The 19,435-nt window shown below is 66.2% G+C and carries 16 protein-coding genes; 3 read left to right on the forward strand and 13 right to left on the reverse strand.

Features of this window, described 5'->3' with window-relative positions; translation table 11 throughout:
- Positions 1 to 38: 38 nt before the first annotated feature.
- From AC5P5V_RS00105 to AC5P5V_RS00120, 4 genes are all read right to left on the reverse strand, one after another.
- Positions 39 to 3,209 (reverse strand): efflux RND transporter permease subunit, encoded by a 3,171-nt coding sequence (locus tag AC5P5V_RS00105; RefSeq protein WP_111201968.1) that lies wholly within the window; start codon positions 3,207 to 3,209, stop codon positions 39 to 41.
- Between the two features lie 127 nt (positions 3,210 to 3,336).
- Positions 3,337 to 4,560: an efflux RND transporter periplasmic adaptor subunit gene (locus tag AC5P5V_RS00110; RefSeq protein ID WP_049414417.1), complete on the reverse strand. Its 1,224-nt coding sequence runs from the start codon at positions 4,558 to 4,560 to the stop codon at positions 3,337 to 3,339.
- A gap of 91 nt (positions 4,561 to 4,651) precedes the next feature.
- Positions 4,652 to 5,422 carry an SDR family NAD(P)-dependent oxidoreductase gene (locus AC5P5V_RS00115; RefSeq protein ID WP_053499154.1) on the reverse strand — a complete coding sequence of 257 codons (771 nt, stop codon included), beginning with the start codon at positions 5,420 to 5,422 and terminating at the stop codon, positions 4,652 to 4,654.
- Positions 5,419 to 5,646 (reverse strand): hypothetical protein, encoded by a 228-nt coding sequence (locus AC5P5V_RS00120; protein ID WP_049414419.1) that lies wholly within the window; start codon positions 5,644 to 5,646, stop codon positions 5,419 to 5,421. Before AC5P5V_RS00120 ends, AC5P5V_RS00115 begins: the two co-directional genes overlap by 4 nt.
- A gap of 147 nt (positions 5,647 to 5,793) precedes the next feature.
- Here AC5P5V_RS00120 and AC5P5V_RS00125 point away from each other — a divergent pair, with 147 nt between their 5' ends.
- Positions 5,794 to 6,825 carry a LysR family transcriptional regulator gene (locus AC5P5V_RS00125; RefSeq protein WP_061477953.1) on the forward strand — a complete coding sequence of 344 codons (1,032 nt, stop codon included), beginning with the start codon at positions 5,794 to 5,796 and terminating at the stop codon, positions 6,823 to 6,825.
- A 256-nt stretch (positions 6,826 to 7,081) separates the two neighbouring features.
- Here AC5P5V_RS00125 and AC5P5V_RS00130 read toward each other — a convergent pair whose 3' ends face one another.
- The 6 genes from AC5P5V_RS00130 to AC5P5V_RS00155 all read right to left on the reverse strand — a co-directional run bounded on the left by AC5P5V_RS00130 (position 7,082) and on the right by AC5P5V_RS00155 (position 15,087).
- The gene (locus AC5P5V_RS00130; protein ID WP_014646784.1) at positions 7,082 to 7,777 is read right to left on the reverse strand and encodes a YiaD family glycine zipper/OmpA-like lipoprotein; all 696 of its coding nucleotides are present in this window, start codon (positions 7,775 to 7,777) and stop codon (positions 7,082 to 7,084) included.
- A 139-nt stretch (positions 7,778 to 7,916) separates the two neighbouring features.
- Positions 7,917 to 9,332, reverse strand: coding sequence for a cryptochrome/photolyase family protein (locus AC5P5V_RS00135; protein ID WP_134969272.1), 1,416 nt, complete (start codon positions 9,330 to 9,332; stop codon positions 7,917 to 7,919).
- A gap of 89 nt (positions 9,333 to 9,421) precedes the next feature.
- On the reverse strand, positions 9,422 to 10,036 hold the full coding sequence (locus AC5P5V_RS00140; RefSeq protein ID WP_134969271.1) for an inorganic diphosphatase: 615 nt from the start codon (positions 10,034 to 10,036) through the stop codon (positions 9,422 to 9,424).
- Positions 10,037 to 10,046: 10 nt separating this feature from the next.
- The gene (locus tag AC5P5V_RS00145) at positions 10,047 to 11,396 is read right to left on the reverse strand and encodes a purple acid phosphatase family protein (RefSeq protein WP_229298558.1); all 1,350 of its coding nucleotides are present in this window, start codon (positions 11,394 to 11,396) and stop codon (positions 10,047 to 10,049) included.
- 14 nt (positions 11,397 to 11,410) lie between these two features.
- Positions 11,411 to 12,526 (reverse strand): phytase, encoded by a 1,116-nt coding sequence (locus AC5P5V_RS00150; protein WP_495215789.1) that lies wholly within the window; start codon positions 12,524 to 12,526, stop codon positions 11,411 to 11,413.
- Positions 12,526 to 15,087 carry a TonB-dependent receptor gene (locus tag AC5P5V_RS00155; RefSeq protein ID WP_231352667.1) on the reverse strand — a complete coding sequence of 854 codons (2,562 nt, stop codon included), beginning with the start codon at positions 15,085 to 15,087 and terminating at the stop codon, positions 12,526 to 12,528. Before AC5P5V_RS00155 ends, AC5P5V_RS00150 begins: the two co-directional genes overlap by 1 nt.
- 169 nt (positions 15,088 to 15,256) lie before the next feature.
- Between AC5P5V_RS00155 and upp the strand changes: the two genes are divergently transcribed.
- Together upp and AC5P5V_RS00165 are read left to right on the forward strand one after the other, a co-directional pair.
- The gene (gene upp / locus AC5P5V_RS00160; protein ID WP_005416149.1) at positions 15,257 to 15,889 is read left to right on the forward strand and encodes a uracil phosphoribosyltransferase; all 633 of its coding nucleotides are present in this window, start codon (positions 15,257 to 15,259) and stop codon (positions 15,887 to 15,889) included.
- A 185-nt stretch (positions 15,890 to 16,074) separates the two neighbouring features.
- Entirely contained in the window at positions 16,075 to 16,368 is a 294-nt protein-coding gene (locus AC5P5V_RS00165; protein WP_061477959.1) for a PsiF family protein, read from the forward strand.
- 41 nt (positions 16,369 to 16,409) lie between these two features.
- On the opposite strand, the gene AC5P5V_RS00170 is transcribed toward AC5P5V_RS00165, so the two are convergent.
- From AC5P5V_RS00170 to AC5P5V_RS00180, 3 genes are all read right to left on the reverse strand, one after another.
- Positions 16,410 to 17,297 (reverse strand): MBL fold metallo-hydrolase, encoded by an 888-nt coding sequence (locus AC5P5V_RS00170; protein WP_134969009.1) that lies wholly within the window; start codon positions 17,295 to 17,297, stop codon positions 16,410 to 16,412.
- A 117-nt stretch (positions 17,298 to 17,414) separates the two neighbouring features.
- Positions 17,415 to 19,145 (reverse strand): gamma-glutamyltransferase, encoded by a 1,731-nt coding sequence (ggt, locus tag AC5P5V_RS00175; RefSeq protein ID WP_134969010.1) that lies wholly within the window; start codon positions 19,143 to 19,145, stop codon positions 17,415 to 17,417.
- Positions 19,142 to 19,423, reverse strand: coding sequence for a YfhL family 4Fe-4S dicluster ferredoxin (locus AC5P5V_RS00180; protein WP_004153175.1), 282 nt, complete (start codon positions 19,421 to 19,423; stop codon positions 19,142 to 19,144). Before AC5P5V_RS00180 ends, ggt begins: the two co-directional genes overlap by 4 nt.
- Positions 19,424 to 19,435: the final 12 nt, after the last annotated feature.

The following is a 19,435-nucleotide window of genomic DNA, read 5'->3' on the forward strand; positions in this document are numbered from 1 at the left end:
AGTGGCCGCCGGCCAACGACCGGCGGCGGAGTTCCGTATCAGTGGTGGATGGTCGGTTCGCCGTGCTGCACCAGCTGGCCACCACCGTTGCGGGTGACGAACTTGCGCAGGGCCACGTAGAACACGGGGGTGAGGAACAGGCCGAACAGCGTCACACCCAGCATGCCAGCAAACACGGTGATGCCGGTCACCGAGCGCACTTCGGCGCCTGCACCGTGAGACAGCACCAGCGGCACCGTGCCGGCGATGAAGGCGATGGAGGTCATCACGATCGGGCGCAGGCGCAGGCGGCAGGCTTCCAGCGCGGCTTCAACGATGCCCTTGCCGCCCATCTCCAGCTCTCTGGCGAATTCGACGATCAGGATCGCGTTCTTGCACGCCAGGCCCATCAGCACCACCAGGCCGACCTGCACGAACACGTTGTTGTCACCTCCGGTCAGCCACACGCCGAACAGCGCGGACAGCAGGGTCATCGGCACGATCAGGATCACCGCCAGCGGCAGCGACCAGCTCTCGTACAGCGCGGCCAGCACCAGGAAGGCCAGCATGATCGCCACCGGGAACACGATGAAGGCGGCCTTGCCCTGGGTTGCCTGCTGGTAGCTCAGGTCGGTCCATTCGGTGGTCATGCCCACCGGCAGCACCTTGCCGGCGATCTCGGTCAGCTTGGTCATCGCTTCGGCCGAGGACAGCAGGCGCGGGTCGGCTTCACCGGCCAGGTCCGCTGCCGGATAGCCGTTGAAGCGCAGCACCGGGTCCGGGCCGAAGGTCTGCTTGATGGTGACCATCGAACCGATCGGCACCATCTCGCCGCGGTCGTTGCGGGTACGCAGCTTGCCGATGTCCTCGACCGTCTCGCGGTACGGACCATCTGCCTGGGCGATCACCTGCCAGGTGCGGCCGAACTGGTTGAAGTCGTTGACGTAGGCCGAACCCAGGTAGGTCTGCAACGTGTCGAACAGCTCGGTGAGCTGCACGCCCTGTGCCTTGGCCTTGACGCGGTCGACCTCGGCATCGAGCTGCGGCACGTTGGCCTGGTAGCTGGAAATCGGGAAGGCCATGCCCGGCGTCTGCGCGACGGTGCCCTGCATGGCCTGAACCGCATTCTGCAGCGCGCCGTAACCCAGATTGCCACGGTCCTCGATGAACATCTGGTAGCCATTGCCATTGCCCAGGCCGAGGATCGGCGGCGGCATCATCGCGAACGCGAAGCCTTCCTGCAGGCCGGCGATCTTCTGGTTGATCTCGGCATTGATCTGCGCGGCGGTGCGGCCATGGCGCTCGGCGAACGGCTTGAGCGGAATGAACGCCACACCGGTGTTCGGCGTATTGGTGAACTGCAGCGCGTTCAGACCGGGGAACGAGATGGTGTGAGCGACGCCATCGGTTTCCTGGGCGATCTTGGCGACCTTGCGCAGCATTTCATCGGTGCGTGCGATCGACGAGCCTTCCGGCAGCTTCACACCGGCGATCAGGTACAGCTTGTCCTGGGTCGGAATGAAGCCCGGCGGTACCAGCTTGAAGATCACGCCGGTACCGACCAGCAGGATCGCGTAGACCACGAACACCGCACCGCGGCGGCCGAGGATGCGGGCCACGCCACGCTCGTACTTCTCCGAGCTGGACTTGAAGAAGCGGTTGAACGGACGGAACACCCAGCCGAACAGGCGGTCGATCAGGCGGCTCGGGCCGTCCTTCGGAGCGCCATGGGCCTTCAGCAGGCGCGCGGCCAGGGCTGGCGACAGGGTCAACGAATTGATCGCCGAGATCACCGTGGAAATGGCGATGGTGACCGCGAACTGCTTGTAGAACTGTCCGGTGACACCGGACAGGAAGGCCATCGGCACGAACACGGCACACAGCACCAGCGCGATCGCCACGATCGGGCCGGATACTTCACGCATGGCCTGGTGTGCAGCCGCAGTAGGCGACAGGCCTTCCTCGATGTTGCGTTCAACGTTCTCCACCACCACGATCGCGTCGTCGACCACGATGCCGATCGCCAGCACCAGGCCGAACAGGCTCAGCGTATTGATCGAGAAGCCCAGCAGGTACAGCGCGGCGAACGTACCCACCACCGACACCGGCACCGCGATCAACGGAATGATCGACGCACGCCAGGTCTGCAGGAACAGGATCACGACCAGCACCACCAGGGCGATCGCTTCCAGCAGCGTGGAGACCACGGCCTTGATCGAGTCGCGCACGAAGATGGTGGTGTCATACACCGCTTCGTACTTCACATCGGCCGGCATGGTCTTCTGCATCTCGTCCATCGTCGAGATGACCTGGTCGCGGATTTCCAGCGCGTTGGCACCCGGCGACTGGAAGATACCGATACCCACCGCGTTCTTGCCGTCCAGCTGCGAGCGCAGGGTATAGTCGCCCGCACCCAGTTCCAGGCGGGCCACGTCGGCCAGGCGCACGATCTCGCCATCGGTGCCGCTCTTGAGCACGATGTCGCCGAATTCCTTTTCGGTCTTCAGACGGCCCTGGGCATTGATCAGGGTCAGGAACTTGCTGTCCGGCAGCGGTTCGGCGCCGAGCTGGCCGGCCGAAACCTGCACGTTCTGCTCGCGCATGGCACGCACCACGTCGCTGGCGGTCAGGCCGCGCGAGGCCACCTTGTCCGGGTCCAGCCAGGCACGCATGGCGTAGTCGCCGCCACCGAAGATCTGCGCGTCACCCACGCCCGGAATACGCGCCAGCGCATCCTTGACGTGCAGGCGCGCGTAGTTGCGCAGGTACAGGGTGTCGTACTTGCCTTGCGGCGAGGTCAGGTGCACCACCATCAGGAAGGTCGGCGACTGCTTCTGCGTGGTCACGCCCTGCCGGCGCACGTCCTCGGGCAGGCGCGCCTGCGCCTGCGCCACGCGGTTCTGCACCTTCACCGCCGCTGCGTCCGGGTCCGTGCCCGGGCGGAAGGTGACGGTCATCTGCAGCACGCCGTCCGAGCCGGCCACCGACTTCAGGTACATCATGCCTTCGACGCCGTTGATCGCCTCTTCAAGCGGCGTGGCGACGGTCTCGGCAATGACCTTGGGGTTGGCGCCCGGATACACCGTGCGTACGACCACCGACGGCGGCACCACTTCGGGGTACTCACTGATCGGCAGGATTGGAATCGTGATCAGGCCTGCGGCGAAGATCACGATCGACAGCACCGCCGCGAAGATCGGCCTGTCGATGAAGAAGCGGGAAAAGTCCATGGAGGAATTCCTGGGAAAGGCATTCGGCGGGCAACAGCCACCCCGCCCCTCGCCGGGATGACGAAGGCAGGGAAGGCTGCCGCTGGCGCCGGCAGCTAAGCGGAAACGCGGATCAGGAGACGGCGGATCAGTGCTTCAGGGCAGCGGTGGCATCGCGGCCCGGTGCCGGCGCCGGCTGTGGCTGCATCGCCACCGCCTTGGCCTGCACCGGCATGCCCGGCATGAAGACCTTCTGCACGCCATCGATGATCACCTTGTCACCGGCGGCCAGGCCGTGCTCGACGATACGCAGGCCGTCGGCGGTGCGGCCGAGCTGGATGTCACGGCGCTGGGCCTTGCCATCCTTGTCGACCACGTACACGTACTTGCGGTCCTGGTCGGTCAGCACGGCCTTGTCGTCGATCAGCAGCGCCTGGAACTGGCCGCTGCCAAGCAGCTGCACGCGGGCGAACAAGCCCGGCGTGAACTGGCGATCGGCGTTGTCCAGCAGCGCACGGACGCGGATGGTCCCGGTACTGCGGGCGACCTGGTTGTCGAGGAAGTCGACCTTGCCCGTGTGCGGGTAGCCTTCTTCACCGGACAGGCCGACCTTCACCGGCAGCGCGCTGTCACGCTCGCTCGGGCGCTCGCCCTTGCGTGCCATCTGGGCGTAGCGCAGGAAGGTGCTTTCGTCGGCATCGAAGTAGACGAACACCGTGTCCAGCGAGACCAGCGTGGTCAGCACGCTGGCGCTGTCGCCGGCGGTGACCAGGTTGCCGGCGGTGACCATCGCGCGGCCGGCACGGCCGTCGATCGGTGCCCGCACCTTGGTGAACTCAAGATTGAGGCGGGCTGCATCCAATGCTGCCTGCGCGGCCTGCACGGCGGCGCCGGACTGGTCGGCAGCCGCACGGCGCTGCTCGGCGGTCTCGGTGGAGATCGCCTGCTGCTCGGACAGCCGCTTGGCGCGCTCGGACTCGCTGCGGGCCAGCGTGGCCTGGGTACGGGCGCGGGCCAGTTCGGCGGCTGCCCGATCGTACTCGGCCTGGTAACTGCGCGCGTCGATGGTGAAGAGCACTTCGCCCTTCTTCACTTCCTGGCCTTCGACGTAGTTGACCTTGTCGATGTAGCCGGACACGCGCGGACGCAGTTCAACGCTCTGCACCGCTTCGACGCGGCCACTGAACTCGTCCCACTGGCTGACCTGCTTGACCAGCACCGGCGCGGCGCTGACCTGCGGCGGCGGCGGTGCACCGCCTTCTTCGGCATGGCCGCCGCTGCAGGCTGCAAGCACGGCCGCGGCGAGGATCGACACGCCGGCCATCGCAATGCGATGGCCGAAACGATGTGGGGTGGTATTGGGGGAAGTCATGGCATGCATCCGTACGGAGGGGTGGTACAGCGATATGAGAACGTGTTGCAAAAATCGGCGGCGAATACTGCGACCTCAACCATGGTCGAGGTCAAGCGATGCCTGCGGTGTCGCGCCACAGCGGAGGAACTTCCAGGTGCAGCAGGCCACGCGGCAATTCGGCATCGCTGCTGTCGCAGCGGACGATGGCGCGGTTGTCGCGGCACCCATCAAGCAGGGAGACCACACGACGACCGACCAGCAGCGAGCTGGGCCACTCGATGCAGGCATTGGCCGCGTTGGCCGGGGTACAGACGGGGCTGCAGACTTCCAGCATCTGCGCGCGCACGCCCAGCGCCTGTGCTTCCTGGTGCACCACCTGCGCGTACATGCGCAGCGCGGCAGTGGTGATCGAGGTCTCGCCGTAGCCCGCCCATGGCTTGGCGTTGGCCGGGCTGCCGATCATCACGTAGCGGCGCGCATGCACGTTGTCCTGCAGCAGCGGCAGCAGGTGGCGCACGGCGTGCACGTGCGGCATCAGGTCGGCCTGCATCGCGCCCAGCAGCTCATCGCCGTTGCGGTCGATCACCCGGCCGCGACGGTAGGGGCCACCCATGGCCGCGATCACGGCGGCCAACGGACGCGGGCGCTGCGCGATGCGTTCGGCCAGCGCGCGTGCCGAGCCGTCATCGCTGAGCGAACCCAGCAGCGTCTCCAGTCCGGGCTCATCCGCGAACTGCTCATGCAGCGCGGCCAGCCGGCCCGGATCGCGGCCCACCACCAGCACCGGGCTGCCGGCTTCCAGCAACGCGCCGACCACGCCCTGGCCGACGGCACCGGTACCACCAAGGACCAGGACTTCGGGCGTCAGTATCCCATTCACGGGACATTTCCTCCCAAATCCGGGATAGTCCCGATTCGACGCAGGCGGTCGCCCTTGTGTGGGACCAGGCGGATGGCACCGCCACGCTGCTGACGCATGGGCGCGGTAAACTCACGAAAGTCCTTGTGTACCAAGGAACTCGGACGGGCTTCGACGGTCATCGCCAGGTCCAGGGTGTTCTGGCCGGCGTTCCGGAGTCGGGCAAGAATGTTGCGCAGGCTCATGGCGGACGGGCTCCAATTAACGAATGGCGCCACGATAGACCTCAAACCTTTACTTGATTAGTCCTGATTAAGGGGAATAATCATCCCGCACCCGGTCCAATCATTCTGTCACGATTGTCCCATCCCCGACGTCCAGGACCCCCGACCATGTCGCACGATCTCAACGAGACGCTGATCTTCGTCAAAGTGGTCGAGCAAGGCAGCTTCATTGCCGCTGCCAAATCGCTCGGCCTGCCCAAGACCACGGTCAGCCGCAAAGTGCAGGAGCTGGAAACGCGCCTGGGCGCGCGCCTGCTGCACCGGACCACGCGCCGCCTCGGCCTGACCGAAGCCGGTTCGATCTATCACGAGCACTGCCAGCGCATCGCGCGCGAGCTGGAAGAAGCCGAGAGCGCGGTGAGCCAGCTGCAGTCCGGCCCGCGCGGCTGGCTGCGCTTCACTGTGCCCTACTCGATCGGCATCACCTGGATTGCGCCGCTGCTGGGCCAGTTCCATGCGCAGTATCCAGAGATCCGCCTGGACATGCACATGGGCAACGAGAAGCTGGACCTGATCGCCGGTGAAGCGGACCTGGCGCTGCGCGTGGGTGCCCTGCCCGATTCCAATCTGGTCGCGCGCAAGCTGGGCAGCCTGCGCACGCAGGTGTTCGCCAGTCCGGCCTACATTGAGCGCTATGGCGAACCGCTGCATCCAGAAGAGCTGCAGTTCCATCGCATCCTGGCGATGCGCAAGCCGTACCATACCGGCAACTCGCCGCGCTTCACCTGGCAGCTGGGCGAGAACGGGGGCGAACTGCGCGACTTCCCGGTCACCCCGCTGATGACCGCCAACGACATGTCTGCGTTGAATGGTGCATTGGTCTGTGGCGAAGGCCTGCTGCTGACCGGTGATGTGATGGCCAAGCCGTTCGTCGAATCGGGCATGGTGCGCCGCGTGCTGGCCGGCTGGACCGGCCCGGAAGTGGACTTCAATGCCGTATTCGCCGGCGGCCGCCTGGTCTCGCCGAAGGTGCGTGCGTTTGTCGACTTCCTGGTCGAGAAGCTCAACTTCGATGCCAACTACATGCTGGCGCAGTGCCCCGGCGCGAAGCTGGCGCAGCAGCAGAAGGCACAGGAAGATGCCGCGCTGGAGAACAGTGGCAAGCGGATACTGGAGAAGGTGGCCGCTTCGGCGGCATGACCGGCTCTACATACGCAATCGGTGTGCCGAGCAGGCTCGGCACCTACAAAAATGCCGCCTGCAAGGGCGGCATTTTCGTTCCGGCTGTGTGGCTTTCGGTAGATGCCGACCTTGGCCGGCGCCGTTCGGAGAAGCCGCGACCGGGAACGCTATCGGTGTGCCGAGCAACGCTCGGCACCCACAAAAATGCCGCCTGCAAGGGCGGCATTTTCGCTCCGGCCGATGGCCGGACCGGCTCAAGCAGTAACGCTACGCGTTATTGCTTGAGCGGAATCACGCGAATCTCGACGCGGCGGTTCTTGGCACGGCCGGCGTCGGTGCTGTTGTCGGCAATCGGGTACGACTTGCCGGCGCCCAGCGTTTCGATACGCACGCTCTGCACGCCCTGGCCGATCAGGTACTGCGCGACCGAGTCGGCGCGTTCCTTCGACAGGCGGTTGTTGACCGCGTCGCTGCCGATGCTGTCGGTGTGGCCAACCACCTCGATCATGGTCTGGTTGTACTCACGCAGCGTACCGGCCACGCCATTGAGCGAGCCATAGAACTGCGGCTTCAGGGTCGCCTTGCCGAAGTCAAAGGTAATGCCGTCCGGGAGGTTCAGCATGATGTTGTCGCCCTGGCGCTGCACATCGATGCCGGTGTTGGCGGTGCGCTCGCGCAGTGCGCGTTCCTGGCGATCCTGGTACTGGCCGACGGCGGCACCGCTGAGTGCGCCGATACCGGCACCTATCAGCGCGTGCTGGCGCCGCTCGGTAGCACTGTCGCCGGTCAGCAGGCCGGCCGCCACGCCGATGGCGGTACCGATCAGCGCGTTGCGGCCGGTCCGGTTCTGCTGTTCGGTCGGGTTGCCGTACTGGTCACTCTGCACATAGGAGCCGCCGGTGGCGCAGGCCGACAGGACGGCCGCACTCATCAGGGCCAGTGCGACGTTGCGGGTGGTGTTGCGGATCATGAGGTTCTCCTTGGTTTCCGGTCGGCCGGCGGCTTGCGGGCGCAGAGAGGATAAACAGCCGAATGCGATGTCGGGATGATGATCCGGTGCGCCGACAGGGCCGCGTTCAGCTAACTGACCGGATCGCTCGGGTCACCCTTTACCCCGCCCCCGACTGGCGGTATGCCGCCAGCGCAGCATCGCGGCCCTCTGCCAGGTCCACCATCGGCGTGCGTGGGTAGTCAGGCGCGTGTGCGGCCAGGAGCAGAGGATGCTGCCACGGCGCAAACCGCGCCTTCACCGGCAGCGCCGCCAGCTCGGGCACCCAGCGGCTGATGTAGCGGGCCTGCGGATCGAACTTCTCGGCCTGGGTGACCGGGTTGAACACCCGGAAGTACGGCGCGGCATCGGCGCCGGTCCCGGCCACCCATTGCCAGCCCATCGTGTTGTTGGCCAGATCGGCATCGACCAGGGTGTCCCAGAACCAGCGCGCGCCATGCAGCCAGTGCGCGCGAAGGTGCTTGCACAGGTAACTGGCCACGATCATCCGAACCCGGTTATGCATGTAGCCGGTGTGCCACAGCTCGCGCAGTCCGGCATCAACGATCGGCACGCCGGTGTTGCCGCGCTGCCAGTCGTGCAGTTGCGCTGCAGTCGGCGCCGCCCAGGGGAAGCGGTCAAAACGCGGATTGAGGTTGTCCGTGGGCGTCTTCGGAAAGTGATGCAACAGGTGGTAGGCGAAATCACGCCAGCCCAGTTGCCGCAGATAGCCGTCGATGTCGGCATCGGTGCCGGCACTGCGCAGTCTTTCCAGCGCATGCGCGATGCGCCACGGTGCGATCTCACCGAAATGCAGGTGCGGCGACATCCGCGAGGTGCCCACGCGATCGGGCAGGTCTCGCTGCTCGCGGTAACCGCGCAAGGCGCCGTCCTCGAACACCGACAGCGTCTCCAGCGCACCGGCTTCGCCCGGCTGCCAGTGCTCCCAGAAGCCGGTATCCCAATCCAGCGTCGGTGCAAGCTGGAGATCATCAAGTGCAAGGCCGTCGACCGCGTGTGTCGCCAGTGCTTCCGGTGCGGCCTGCAGCGCCGGCAGGCGCCAATGACTGAGCACGTTGCGCCAGTACGGCGTGAACACCTTGTACGGCTGTCCCTGCTGGGTGGCGATGTCCCAGGGCTCGAACAACAGGCTGCCATTGCAGCTCTGCGCGTCGACGCCCTGCTCGCGCAGCGTGCGCTTGATGGTGGCGTCGCGAGGCTGGGTGGCCGGCTCGTACTTGCGGTTCCAGTACACCGCCTCGGCGCCGGTCTGCTCGATCAGCAACTGCAGGGCCGGCAGGCTGTCACCACTGCGCAGCACCAGCGACGAGCCGCGCGTACGCAGGTCGGCATCCAAGGCACCCAGTGAACGGTGGCGCCACGCATCGGAGGCGGCACCCGGCGTCCACTCCCCCTCTTCGTGCGGCGCGTGGATGTAGACCGGCACCACATGGTGACCGGCGTCCAGCGCGGCATGCAGGGCCGGATTGTCCTGCAGCCGCAGATCACGGCGGAACCATACCAACGCTACCGACACAGGCACTGCCTTCGTTGTGGAAGGCGCACATGATAGCCAGCGGTGGTGAAGGAGATGCGCGCGCCCGGCCATCCAGGCATGGCGTGGGTCTACTGCTTGAATCGCTCCATCGCTTCACTGATCAGCCCGCGCGCCTCGGCGGCGTTGCCCCAACCGTTGAGCTGCACCGGGTTGCGCCCGGCCGGCAGGTCCTTGTAGACCCGGAAGAACGCTTCGATGCGCTGTCTTTCGATCTCCGGCAGATCGGCCAGGTCGCGGATGTTGGCGTAGGTCGGGTCAACCTTGTCGGTCGGCACGCCGATGATCTTCTCGTCGTGCTCGCCGCCGTCGATCATCTTCAGGTAGCCGATCGGCCGGAAGCGTACGATCACGCCCGGATGCAGGGGTTCACGGGTCAGCACCAGCGCGTCCAGCGGATCGTTGTCGCCAGCCAACGTGCGCGGCATCGAACCGTAGTTGGCCGGATAGGCGACCGGCATCGACTGGAAGCGGTCCACATGCACCAGGCCGTCTTCCTTGATCTCGTACTTGGTGAAGCTGCCGGCCGGAATCTCCACCGCCAGATTCACTTCCTGCGGGGCTTCCCTTGGTTGGGCCACCAGGAACGGATGCAGCACGGTATCGGAAGCGGTCACCGCACTGGTCAGCAACAGCAGAGCGGCGCCAATGGCAGCGAGAGGAAGGATGCGACGGGGCGTGGTCATCGGCGTGTCCTCATTCCCAGCAGCGATCGGCGCGACCCTTGGCGGTCTGCGCACGCGGGCAGTCGCGCGGTGCGATGCGGCCTTCGGTCAGCTCCATGCGCTGTTTTCCCCCCTTGGCATCGCGGCGCAGTTCGAAGGCATCGTAGAGACGGCCGGTCACGGTGCGTGCTTCATAGCGCAGGCGCTGCGGGTCGATGTTCAACACCTGGAACAACTGGGTGTCTTCGGCCACCGGATCCATCGTCTTTCGTGCCTCGTCGGAGAGACGGTACTGCTTCGGCCCCGCCACGGTCACCACGTACTGCGGCGTTGCGGCCTGCCCCTCGCCACGGCGGCCATAGGTGTGGTCGTGGCCCTGCAGCACCAGATCGACGTTGTGGCGGCGTACCACCGGCAACAGCGCGTCACGCAACGCGGCGTTCTCGCGCCCTTCGCGCGGCGAGTAGAACGGCTGGTGCAGCAACACGATGGTCCACGGCTGCGGATTGCCGGTCAGCACCTTGTCCAGCCATTGTGCCTGTGCCTTGGCCGTGCCGAGGTCGAGTGCCGAAGTGCCATCGACCACGGCCACGCGCACGCCCTGCGCATCGAACCAGTAGCTGGTCTGCTGCGCGGCGCTGGCGCCATTGCCCGGCAGCGCAAACGTCACCGGCCAATGCTTGCCCAGCACGCGGCGTTCCTGCGGGGTGTCCTCGAACTCCTCGAAATACTCGTGGTTGCCGATGGCCGGGGCCACCAGGGTTTCCTGCGCCAGCCAGCTGGTCGCAGCAAACCACTCGCCCCACTCACTGTCATCCATGTTGTCGCCGCCGCTGACCAGGTCGCCGGCAAACAGGCTCATGCGCGCCTGCGGTGCGGCCTTCTGCGCGGCGCGCACTACCCGGCTGACATGGCTGACGTTCTTGTTCTGGGTATCACCGAAGTACAGCAGGGTCAGCGGCTGGTCGGCCGCGGCCAGTGTGCGCAACTGGTTCCAGGCGCTCCAGCTGCCGTTGCCCTGCACGCGGTAGACGTACTGGGTATCCGGCTGCAGGCCGCTGATGTCGGCGCGATGATGATGCGACAGACCATTCTCGGTCTGTAGCGAACGGGTCGTTGCGCGCACCTGGCGGATGCCCTCGATGGCCGGCGAATCTCCGGCGAGGGCAATCTCCAGCAGCGGTGCCTGCACGCTGCCGTCGGTACGCCAGGCGACAGCGAATCCATGGCTGGGATCGACCGCCGGCGAGGCGACGATGCGGTCAGGTACCGTCGTTGCTGCGTAGTGGCGGCTGCCCGCCGGCACCTGGGTATTCGGTTCGGCCGCTGCGAACGACAGCGACGGCAGCGCCAGCAGCAAGCTCAGCGCCAGCGTACGCATCACGCAGTGCCCGCTCATGCGCCACACTCCAGCGGCAGCGCCAACTGCTTGGCGATGCTCTCCCAGTCGAACGCAACCACGCCCTGGTCGTCGTGCACGGCATACAGCGCACCGTGCGGGAAGCGCACGCTGGCTTGCTGCATCATCCAGATGCCATCGGTGTTGGCCACGGTATTGCCCTGGAACGCACCGACCGGCTTCAGCGTATGCCGGTCGAACAGGTGGAACACGCTGCGCTGCTTGCCCTGTTCGGTAGTGATCCACCAGCCGTCCTTGCCACAGGTGCGCAGGGTCACGCCTTCGGCCTGGGCCTTGAACACGTCGCGACCGAAGGTGGTACCGGTGAAGCGACCTGACAGGGTGTAGACCTTGAACTCGCTGGCGTAGCTCCCGTCCTCTTCGGCGATCAGCAGGCGGTCGTTCTCGGGATCGCCCCAGATCGACTCGACCACGCGCAGCGCTCCCGCCTCGGTGGTATCGCCGATGCTGGCCACCCGCTTCGCGTCGACCTTCTCACCATTGCGGGTCACGTGATACTGGCGCACGCGCTTGTCCAGCTCGGCCAGCGGCGGCAGGATGTCACGCCCCTGTGCATCCTCGCCGTTGTCCCAGGAGTCGGTGACGTAGACGCTGTAGCCATCGGCACGACGGTCGACCCACAGTCCGTAAGGCTTGCGCAGGTCGTCCGCAGCGAACGTCGCCAACGGCGTGAAGTCCGGCAGGCGCAGTACCTGCACGCGGTGATTGTCGCGCTCCACGATCCACAGCAGGTCGTCGATCACCGCGATACCGTTTGGGCGGTCGAACTGCCCCGGTGCGGTGCCGCTGCTGCCGACGTCACGCAGGTGCTGTCCGGTGCTGCCGTCGTAGACCACCAGCTTGTCGGTAGCCTTGGCGGTGGCGATCAGCCACAGTGCGCCGTCCGGTGCGCGCCAGGCCGCCGGCGAGTCGATGTTGTCAGCCGGGGTCATCGGCGAAAGGAAGGCCTCGGCGATGGTGGTCACCACGCGCTCGCCCCCGGCGGCCGGCGCGGCCGCTCCCGCAACCGGATCGCTGCCGGTGGCCGGCGTGCAGCCGGCGACCAGCGTAGCTGCCAGCGCGGCGGCCAGGACGGTGACGCCACGCCCCATCACAGCGCCACCTTCAGGCCCAGCGCATAGGTGCGGCCGTACTCTTCCATCTGCAGGGTGCGCGAACGGGTGCCCTGGTACAGCTCCAACGGCTTGTCCAGCAGGTTCTGCGCTTCGAAGTAGACGCTCACGCGCGGGGTGAACCTGTAGTCAAGCGAGAAATCGAGCTGGGTATTCGGCGCAACGTAGATATCGAACGCGCGGCCCTTGCCGATGCTGTCCAGGTACTCGCTGCGGTACACGGCCGCCAGGCGCGTGCTCAAGCCGTACTTCTCATAGCCGATGTGCGCGCTGTAGACGTGCTTGGAGGCGCGTGGCAGGGTGAAGTCCTCGCCCGCACGGTCCTTGATGCCGGCATCGAACTTCGTATCCAGCCAGGTGCCACTGGCGCCGACCAGCAGGCCATCCAGGCCGTCCGGCAGGAAGGCCAGCTGCTGCTGCCAGTTGAACTCCGCACCACGCACGGTGGCCTTGCGACCATTGATCGGCTGCGTCACATCGAATCCACCGTAGGCCGGATCATTGGTGCGCACGGTTTCGACAATGTAGCCATCGATCGACTTGTGGAACAGCCCCAGCGAAACGATGCCGCTGCTGCCGATGTACTTCTCCACCGACAGGTCGATGTTCTTCGACTCGTACGGATCCAGTTCCGGGTTGCCCAGGCGTACTTCCTCGTCACCGCGGCTGTAACCCACGCGCGGCGAGACGTCGCCGAAGGACGGGCGCGATACGGTCTTGTTGGCCGAGGCGCGCAGCACCCAGTCATCAGCCGCGTCATAGCGCAGGTGCAGGCCCGGCAGCACGGTGGTGTAGCTGCTGTTGGCCACGCGCGGGGTGACGGTGAAGCTGCGGCCGTTGGCGGCCACGTCCACCTGGTTGCCGATCGCCTTGAAGCGGGTGTTCTCCACGCGCACGCCGCCGATGATGCGCAGCGCACCCACGTCCCAGGTACCCATGGCGTAGCTGGCGAAGATGTCCTCGCTGGCCACGTAATCCTCTTCCAGGGACGTCATCGCATTGCCGCCGACGTCCTGCGGGCGGGCGCTGTACTGGCTGCCATTGGCCGCCCAGAAGGCACGCATCGCAGCCGAATCCATGCCGTCGCCGAAGTTGCCGTGGCGATGTTCGGGCGAGGAGGTGGTCCAGCCCGCCAGCGCCACCTTCGGGCCGACGCGCAGTTCGCGCTCGTCCACATTGACGTCGCGGTCGCGCCAGCGGCCCAGCAGGCCGAATTTGATGCTGCTGCTGTCGCCGTCGAAGCGCACGTTGACCTGCGCGCTGTGCTCCTTGTCGTTCACCTGCTTGGGCGAAAGCACGAAGCGGTCGAACGCGTAGTTGCTGTTGTCCAGCCACTGCGGATTGTCGAAGCTGTAGCTGGGCAGGCGGCTGCTCTGGTCCAGGCTGCCGTTGAACGCCTTGCCGTTGAGCTTGAAACGCGCCTCCATCTCGTCGTTCACGCGCTCTTCGGTACGGGTGTAGCCGATCCGGTAATCGACCACGGCGTTGGTCAACTTGTTCTCGCCGCCCAGGCTGGCCGCGAAGGTGTTTTCCTTCTTGGTGCGGTAGCGCATGCGCTTGTCGATCGAATCCTTCGGCATGCCATCCAGGCGGTACTGGTCGGTGCCGGTCTTGACCATCTTCGCGTCGTCGAAGTTGAAGATCACGCGCTGGCGGGTCTCCGCATCGTCGAACTGGCTGTACAGCGTGCGCAGGTAGTACCGGCTGTCTTCGTCCGGCCGCCAGTCGAGGTTGAGGTTGGCGCCGATGCGCTTGCGCTCGATCTCGTACTTGCGGTGCTGCAGGTTGATCGCGGTCACGTCACCGGGGGCGGCATCGTCCTCGCCGTCGTACTCCACTTCGGTGTTGTCCGACTCGAACCTGCGCTTCTGGTAGTTCACGCCCAGCGCCACGCCGAAGGTGTCGTTGAACACTTCGCTGTAGTTGAAGGCCGCCTTCGGGCTGGTCTCGCCGGACAGCTGCTGGTGACTGCCCTCGATCTTGCCACGCAGGCTGCGACCGTCGCGGTCGAAGGCCGAGGCCGATTCCACCAGCACGGCACCACCGATGGCATCACCGGGCATGTCCGGGGTCGGCGACTTCACCACGCGCAGGCGTTCGGTGGAATCGGACGGGATCACGTCCAGCGGCGCGGCACGGCTGGAATCCTCCGGCGTGCCCACGGCGATGCCATCCACGCTGACGCTGTTGAGATTGGCATCCAGGCCACGGATCACCACGAAGCGGCCCTCGCCCTGGTCGCGGGTGACGCTGATGCCCGGCAGCCGCTGCAGCGACTCGGCCACGTTCTTGTCCGGGTACTGGCCCAGCGCATCGGAGGACACCGCGTCTTCGATGGCGTCGCTGCTGCGCTTGAGGTCGACCGCGCGGATCTGCGATTCGAGCTGGGCGCGCACCTCGATACGGTCAAGGTCGACCGCGTCGGCCGCCACGGCGCCGGTGGCGGCTACCGCCTGCTGCCCGGCGGCCTGCAGCGGTGCCGCAGCCCCCATTGCCAGGGTCAGGGCGATGGCAACGGCCAACGGAGTCTTGTTATGCACTGGGAATCCCCATTCCTGTTAAGAATGGGTCTGCACGGTATGTCCGCAAGATTGCATGGCCGTGACATGCGTCTGCACATTTCATGTACGCCGGCCCCGGGCCCGGTTTGGGCTTCGCCGCGCCAATCCGGCAAAATGGCGGCCTCTCTCCCTATTCCCCTTCCCGACCATGAAGATCGTCGAAGTGCGCCACCCGCTGGTGCAGCACAAGATCGGCCTGATGCGCAACGCTGCGCTCAGCACCAAGGATTTCCGCGAACTGGCCAACGAGCTGGGTACGCTGCTGGCCTACGAGGCCACCGCCGACCTGGATACCGAGCCGCACACCCTGGCCGGCTGGGCCGGCCCGGTGACGGTGCAGCGCATTGCCGGCGCCAAGATCACCGTGGTGCCGATCCTGCGTGCCGGCCTGGGCATGCTCAGCGGCGTGCTGTCGCTGATCCCGGCGGCCCGTGTCAGCGTGGTCGGCCTGCAGCGCGATGAAGAAACCCTGCAGCCGGTGCCCTACTTCGAGCGCCTGACCGGCCGGCTGGAAGAGCGCGACGCACTGATCCTCGACCCGATGCTGGCCACCGGCGGCACGCTGATCGCCACCATCGACATGCTCAAGCGCGCCGGCGCCCGTCGCATCAAGGGCATCTTCCTGGTGGCCGCGCCCGAAGGCATCGAAGCAGTGAAGGCCGTGCACCCGGACGTGGAAATCTACACTGCGGCCATCGATGCCCAGCTCAACGACAAGGGCTATATCCTGCCCGGACTGGGCGACGCGGGTGACCGCATCTTCGGCACCCGCGTCGGCTGATCCGGCGAACCGGGGTCGGATCCCTCTCCGCAGGAGAGGGCTCTGACCCGACAACCGTTCGCGGGCGCGCTTCGCCGCAGCACGTGAACGCCCGTGGACGCGGGTGTGGCCGACGCGTGATTCTTCACGTGGCCTTGCCGGCCGGAGGCGAATGCTCCGCGCACCCGCCACCCTTGGAGCTCGCGATGAAGGCCTCATTCCTGCTGGCCGCCGTCCTGCTGGCCGGCCTGCCCCTGGCTGCCAACGCCACCACCCCTCAGCAGCAACGCATGGCCGAATGCTCGGCCAAGAACAAGGGCTTGAAGGGGGATGCCTACAAGACCGCGCAGAGCTCCTGCCTCAGTGGCCAGGCCGCCGAAACCAAGCCGGTCAATACGCAGCAGGAACGCATGCGCAAGTGCAACGCTGAAGCGGGCGCGAAGAAACTGGCAGGCGATGCGCGCAAGACCTTCATGAGCAGCTGCCTGAAGGCGTCGTAACGACGAGTGATGCAGAGCCGAGCCCACGCTCGGCTCTGCCATTACCCCAGGGCGCGCGCCTTCAGCTCGCCCTGTTCGTGCAGGGTCACGAAACGTCCCTTGTCATCACGGCCCAGCTGCGCCAGCGCCACCTGCGGGTCGTGGGTGAAGAACAGCCGCACGTTGCGCGCCAGCTTGTCTTCAAGGAACTGCCGTTTCTCGTCGATCAGCAATTCGGCATTGCGGTCATAGCCCATGGTGATCGGCACGTGCACCCATGAACGACCTGGGATGAGGTCGGCACAGAACACCACGCCACCGTGCGGATCTTCCCCGGCGTGCGCGTGGCCAACGATCTCGGCCAGCATCAGCCCCGGCGTATGCCCATCGCTGTAGCTGAAGCGCACGCTGCGGCCGAGCGCCTTCGAGTACTCGCCATCCACCACTTCCAGGCGGCCACTGGCCTGCAGCAGGCCGGGCAGCTCAGGAATGAAACTGGCCCGATCGCGCGGGTGTGGCTGCACGGCGCGCTGCCAATGCTGCGCACCAACCACATAGGTTGCGTTGGGGAACAGCAGCTCGGGCTCACGCCCTTCGCTCCATGCGGCAAGCAGGCCACCGGCATGATCGAAGTGCAGGTGGCTGAGCACCACCACGTCGATGTCCTCGTGCTCGAAACCCGCTTCGCGCAGTGAATCGATCAGCACGTGCTGGCTTTCCTGCACGCCGTAGCGCTCGCGCATGCGCGGGTCGAAGAACGCACCGATACCGGTTTCAAACAGTACCGTCTTGCCTTCCAGCGGACTGGCAAGCAGCGCACGGCAGGCCAGCTCGATGCGATTGAGCTCGTCCGGAGCCGCCCATTTTTCCCACAACGCACGCGGCGCGTTGCCGAACATCGCGCCGCCGTCCAGGCGCTGCGAGTTTCCACGAATAGACCAGAGTTTCATGCGTCGATTATCGGCGCCGGACCGTTAAATAATCGCTAGAAAGGAAACAGGAAACCCCGCCGGTTGGCGGGGTCCTGGTGATCTGCGGATTGCCGGCCAGTGGCCGGCACCACCACATCAGTGGGCCGGCACGACCTGGGCACTGCCCACCGGATTGCGCGGGTCGCTGCCACCGAACAGCTTGTTCGCCTTGCGGTCCCATTCCACGGTCTGCAGGTTGCCCCACACGTGGCTGGAACCGCGACCGCCGGCGGCGACATTGCCCGGCAGGTCGATCCTGTGGCCCATTGCCTGCAGCTGCTTCACCGTCGCCGCGTCGAACGCATCGTCCTCGGCTTCGATCAGGTCCGGCAGCCACTGGTGGTGGTAGCGCGGCAGCGCGGCAACCTGCTGCGCGTCCAGGCCGGCGTCGTAGCCGAGGATGCCCAGCAGCACCATGGTGATGATGCGGCTGCCACCCGGGGTGCCCAGCACGATCACCTTGTCGCTGTTTTCCATGAAGGTCGGCGTCATCGAGCTGAGCATGCGCTTGCCCGGCTTCGGCGCATTGGCCTCGTAGCCCATCACGCCGAAGGCATTGGGCGTACCCGGCTTCAGCGCGAAATCGTCCATCTCGTTGTTCAGCAGCACGCCGGTGCCCTTGGGAATGAGCCCCGAGCCGTACAGCAGGTTGACGGTCTGGGTGGCGCCGACGCGGTTGCCGTCGCGGTCGATGATCGAGAAGTGCGTGGTCTCGTCGTCTTCCAGCGGCGTCGGGTTGCCCGACAGCAGGTCGCTGGGCGTGGCCTTTTCCGGATGGATGGTCGCGCGCAGGCCCTGTGCGTAGTCCTTGCTGGTCAGCACCTTCTGCGGGATCTGCACGAAGTCCGGATCGCCGAGGAAGAACGTACGGTCGCGGTAGGCACGGCGCATCGACTCCACCACCAGATGGGTACGGTGCGCCGGATCCATCTTCCTGATGTCCCAGCCTTCCAGGATCTGCAGCATGCTGGCCAGCGCGATGCCACCGGACGACGGCGGCGGCGCGGTGGTGATCTTCCAGCCGTTGTAGTTGAACACGATCGGCTCGCGCTGCTTCACGCGATAGCCGGCCAGCTCTTCGGCGGTCCACTTGCCACCGGCCTGCTTGACGCCCGCCAGCAACAGCTTTCCGGTCTGGCCCTTGTAGAAGCCGTCGAAACCTCCAGCGGCCAGGCGCTCCAGCGTCTGCGCCAGCTCCGGCTGCTTGAACAGGTCACCGCTGGCGATCGGCTTGCCGTTGCGCAGATAGACTTCACGCGTGCCGGGATAGCGCTCCATCACTTCACGGCGCGACGCGTAGCCCTTGGCCATGCGGTCGTACACCGGGAAGCCTTCGCGTGCGATGCGGATCGCCGGCTGCAGCGAGGCCGACAACGGCAGCTTGCCGTGCCGGGCCGACAGTTCGACCAGCGCCGCAGGCAGGCCGGGAATACCCGCCGACCAGGCACCGTTGACCGAGCGGTCGCGGTCCAGGTTGCCCTGCTTGTCGAGGAAGGCCTGCGGCGTGGCCGCCGCCGGTGCGGTCTCGCGTGCATCCAGCATCACGTCCTTGCCGGTGGCCGCGTCGTGCAGCAGGAAGAAGCCGCCGCCGCCGAGTCCGGAACTGATCGGCTCGACCACCGCCAGCGTGGACGACACCGCCACCGCAGCGTCGAAGGCGTTGCCGCCCTGCGCCAGGATGTCGATGCCGGCCTGGGTGGCCAGCGCATGGCCGCTGGCAATGGCTGCGCCGTCGGGGCGCTCGGCACGGGCCGGGCTGTCGGCCCAGGCCATCGGGCTCAGCAGCAGGCCGAGCAGCAACAGGGGGCGGACGATCAGCGTCTTCATTCGGATGGGGGCTCCGCATAGAGTTCGGGGTGATCGTGCTGCAGTTGGCGCAGCTTGGCCAGCAGCTGGTCTTCCGTTTCCACGATCTCCGGATCCGGGTCGATGCACTCGACCGGGCAGACGACCACGCACTGTGGCTCGTCGAAATGACCCACGCATTCGGTGCAGCGCGCAGGGTCGATCACGTAGATGGTTTCACCCATCGCAATGGCCTGGTTCGGGCAGGCCGGCTCGCAGACGTCGCAGTTGACGCAGAGCTCGTTGATTTTCAGCGACATGGCGATACTCCT

The organism is Stenotrophomonas sp. YJH_SMC_130, from assembly GCF_059369035.1.

Excerpts from the sequence above, each read along its gene's own strand:
- AC5P5V_RS00105 (WP_111201968.1), bottom strand. The coding sequence starts at position 3,209 with ATGGACTTTTCCCGCTTCTTCATCGACAGGCCGATCTTCGCGGCGGTG.
- AC5P5V_RS00110 (WP_049414417.1), bottom strand. The coding sequence starts at position 4,560 with ATGACTTCCCCCAATACCACCCCACATCGTTTCGGCCATCGCATTGCG.
- AC5P5V_RS00120 (WP_049414419.1), bottom strand. The coding sequence starts at position 5,646 with ATGAGCCTGCGCAACATTCTTGCCCGACTCCGGAACGCCGGCCAGAAC.
- AC5P5V_RS00125 (WP_061477953.1), top strand. The coding sequence starts at position 5,794 with ATGTCGCACGATCTCAACGAGACGCTGATCTTCGTCAAAGTGGTCGAG.
- AC5P5V_RS00130 (WP_014646784.1), bottom strand. The coding sequence starts at position 7,777 with ATGATCCGCAACACCACCCGCAACGTCGCACTGGCCCTGATGAGTGCG.
- AC5P5V_RS00140 (WP_134969271.1), bottom strand. The coding sequence starts at position 10,036 with ATGACCACGCCCCGTCGCATCCTTCCTCTCGCTGCCATTGGCGCCGCT.
- AC5P5V_RS00145 (WP_229298558.1), bottom strand. The coding sequence starts at position 11,396 with ATGCGTACGCTGGCGCTGAGCTTGCTGCTGGCGCTGCCGTCGCTGTCG.
- AC5P5V_RS00150 (WP_495215789.1), bottom strand. The coding sequence starts at position 12,526 with ATGGGGCGTGGCGTCACCGTCCTGGCCGCCGCGCTGGCAGCTACGCTG.
- upp (WP_005416149.1), top strand. The coding sequence starts at position 15,257 with ATGAAGATCGTCGAAGTGCGCCACCCGCTGGTGCAGCACAAGATCGGC.
- AC5P5V_RS00165 (WP_061477959.1), top strand. The coding sequence starts at position 16,075 with ATGAAGGCCTCATTCCTGCTGGCCGCCGTCCTGCTGGCCGGCCTGCCC.
- AC5P5V_RS00170 (WP_134969009.1), bottom strand. The coding sequence starts at position 17,297 with ATGAAACTCTGGTCTATTCGTGGAAACTCGCAGCGCCTGGACGGCGGC.
- ggt (WP_134969010.1), bottom strand. The coding sequence starts at position 19,145 with ATGAAGACGCTGATCGTCCGCCCCCTGTTGCTGCTCGGCCTGCTGCTG.
- AC5P5V_RS00180 (WP_004153175.1), bottom strand. The coding sequence starts at position 19,423 with ATGTCGCTGAAAATCAACGAGCTCTGCGTCAACTGCGACGTCTGCGAG.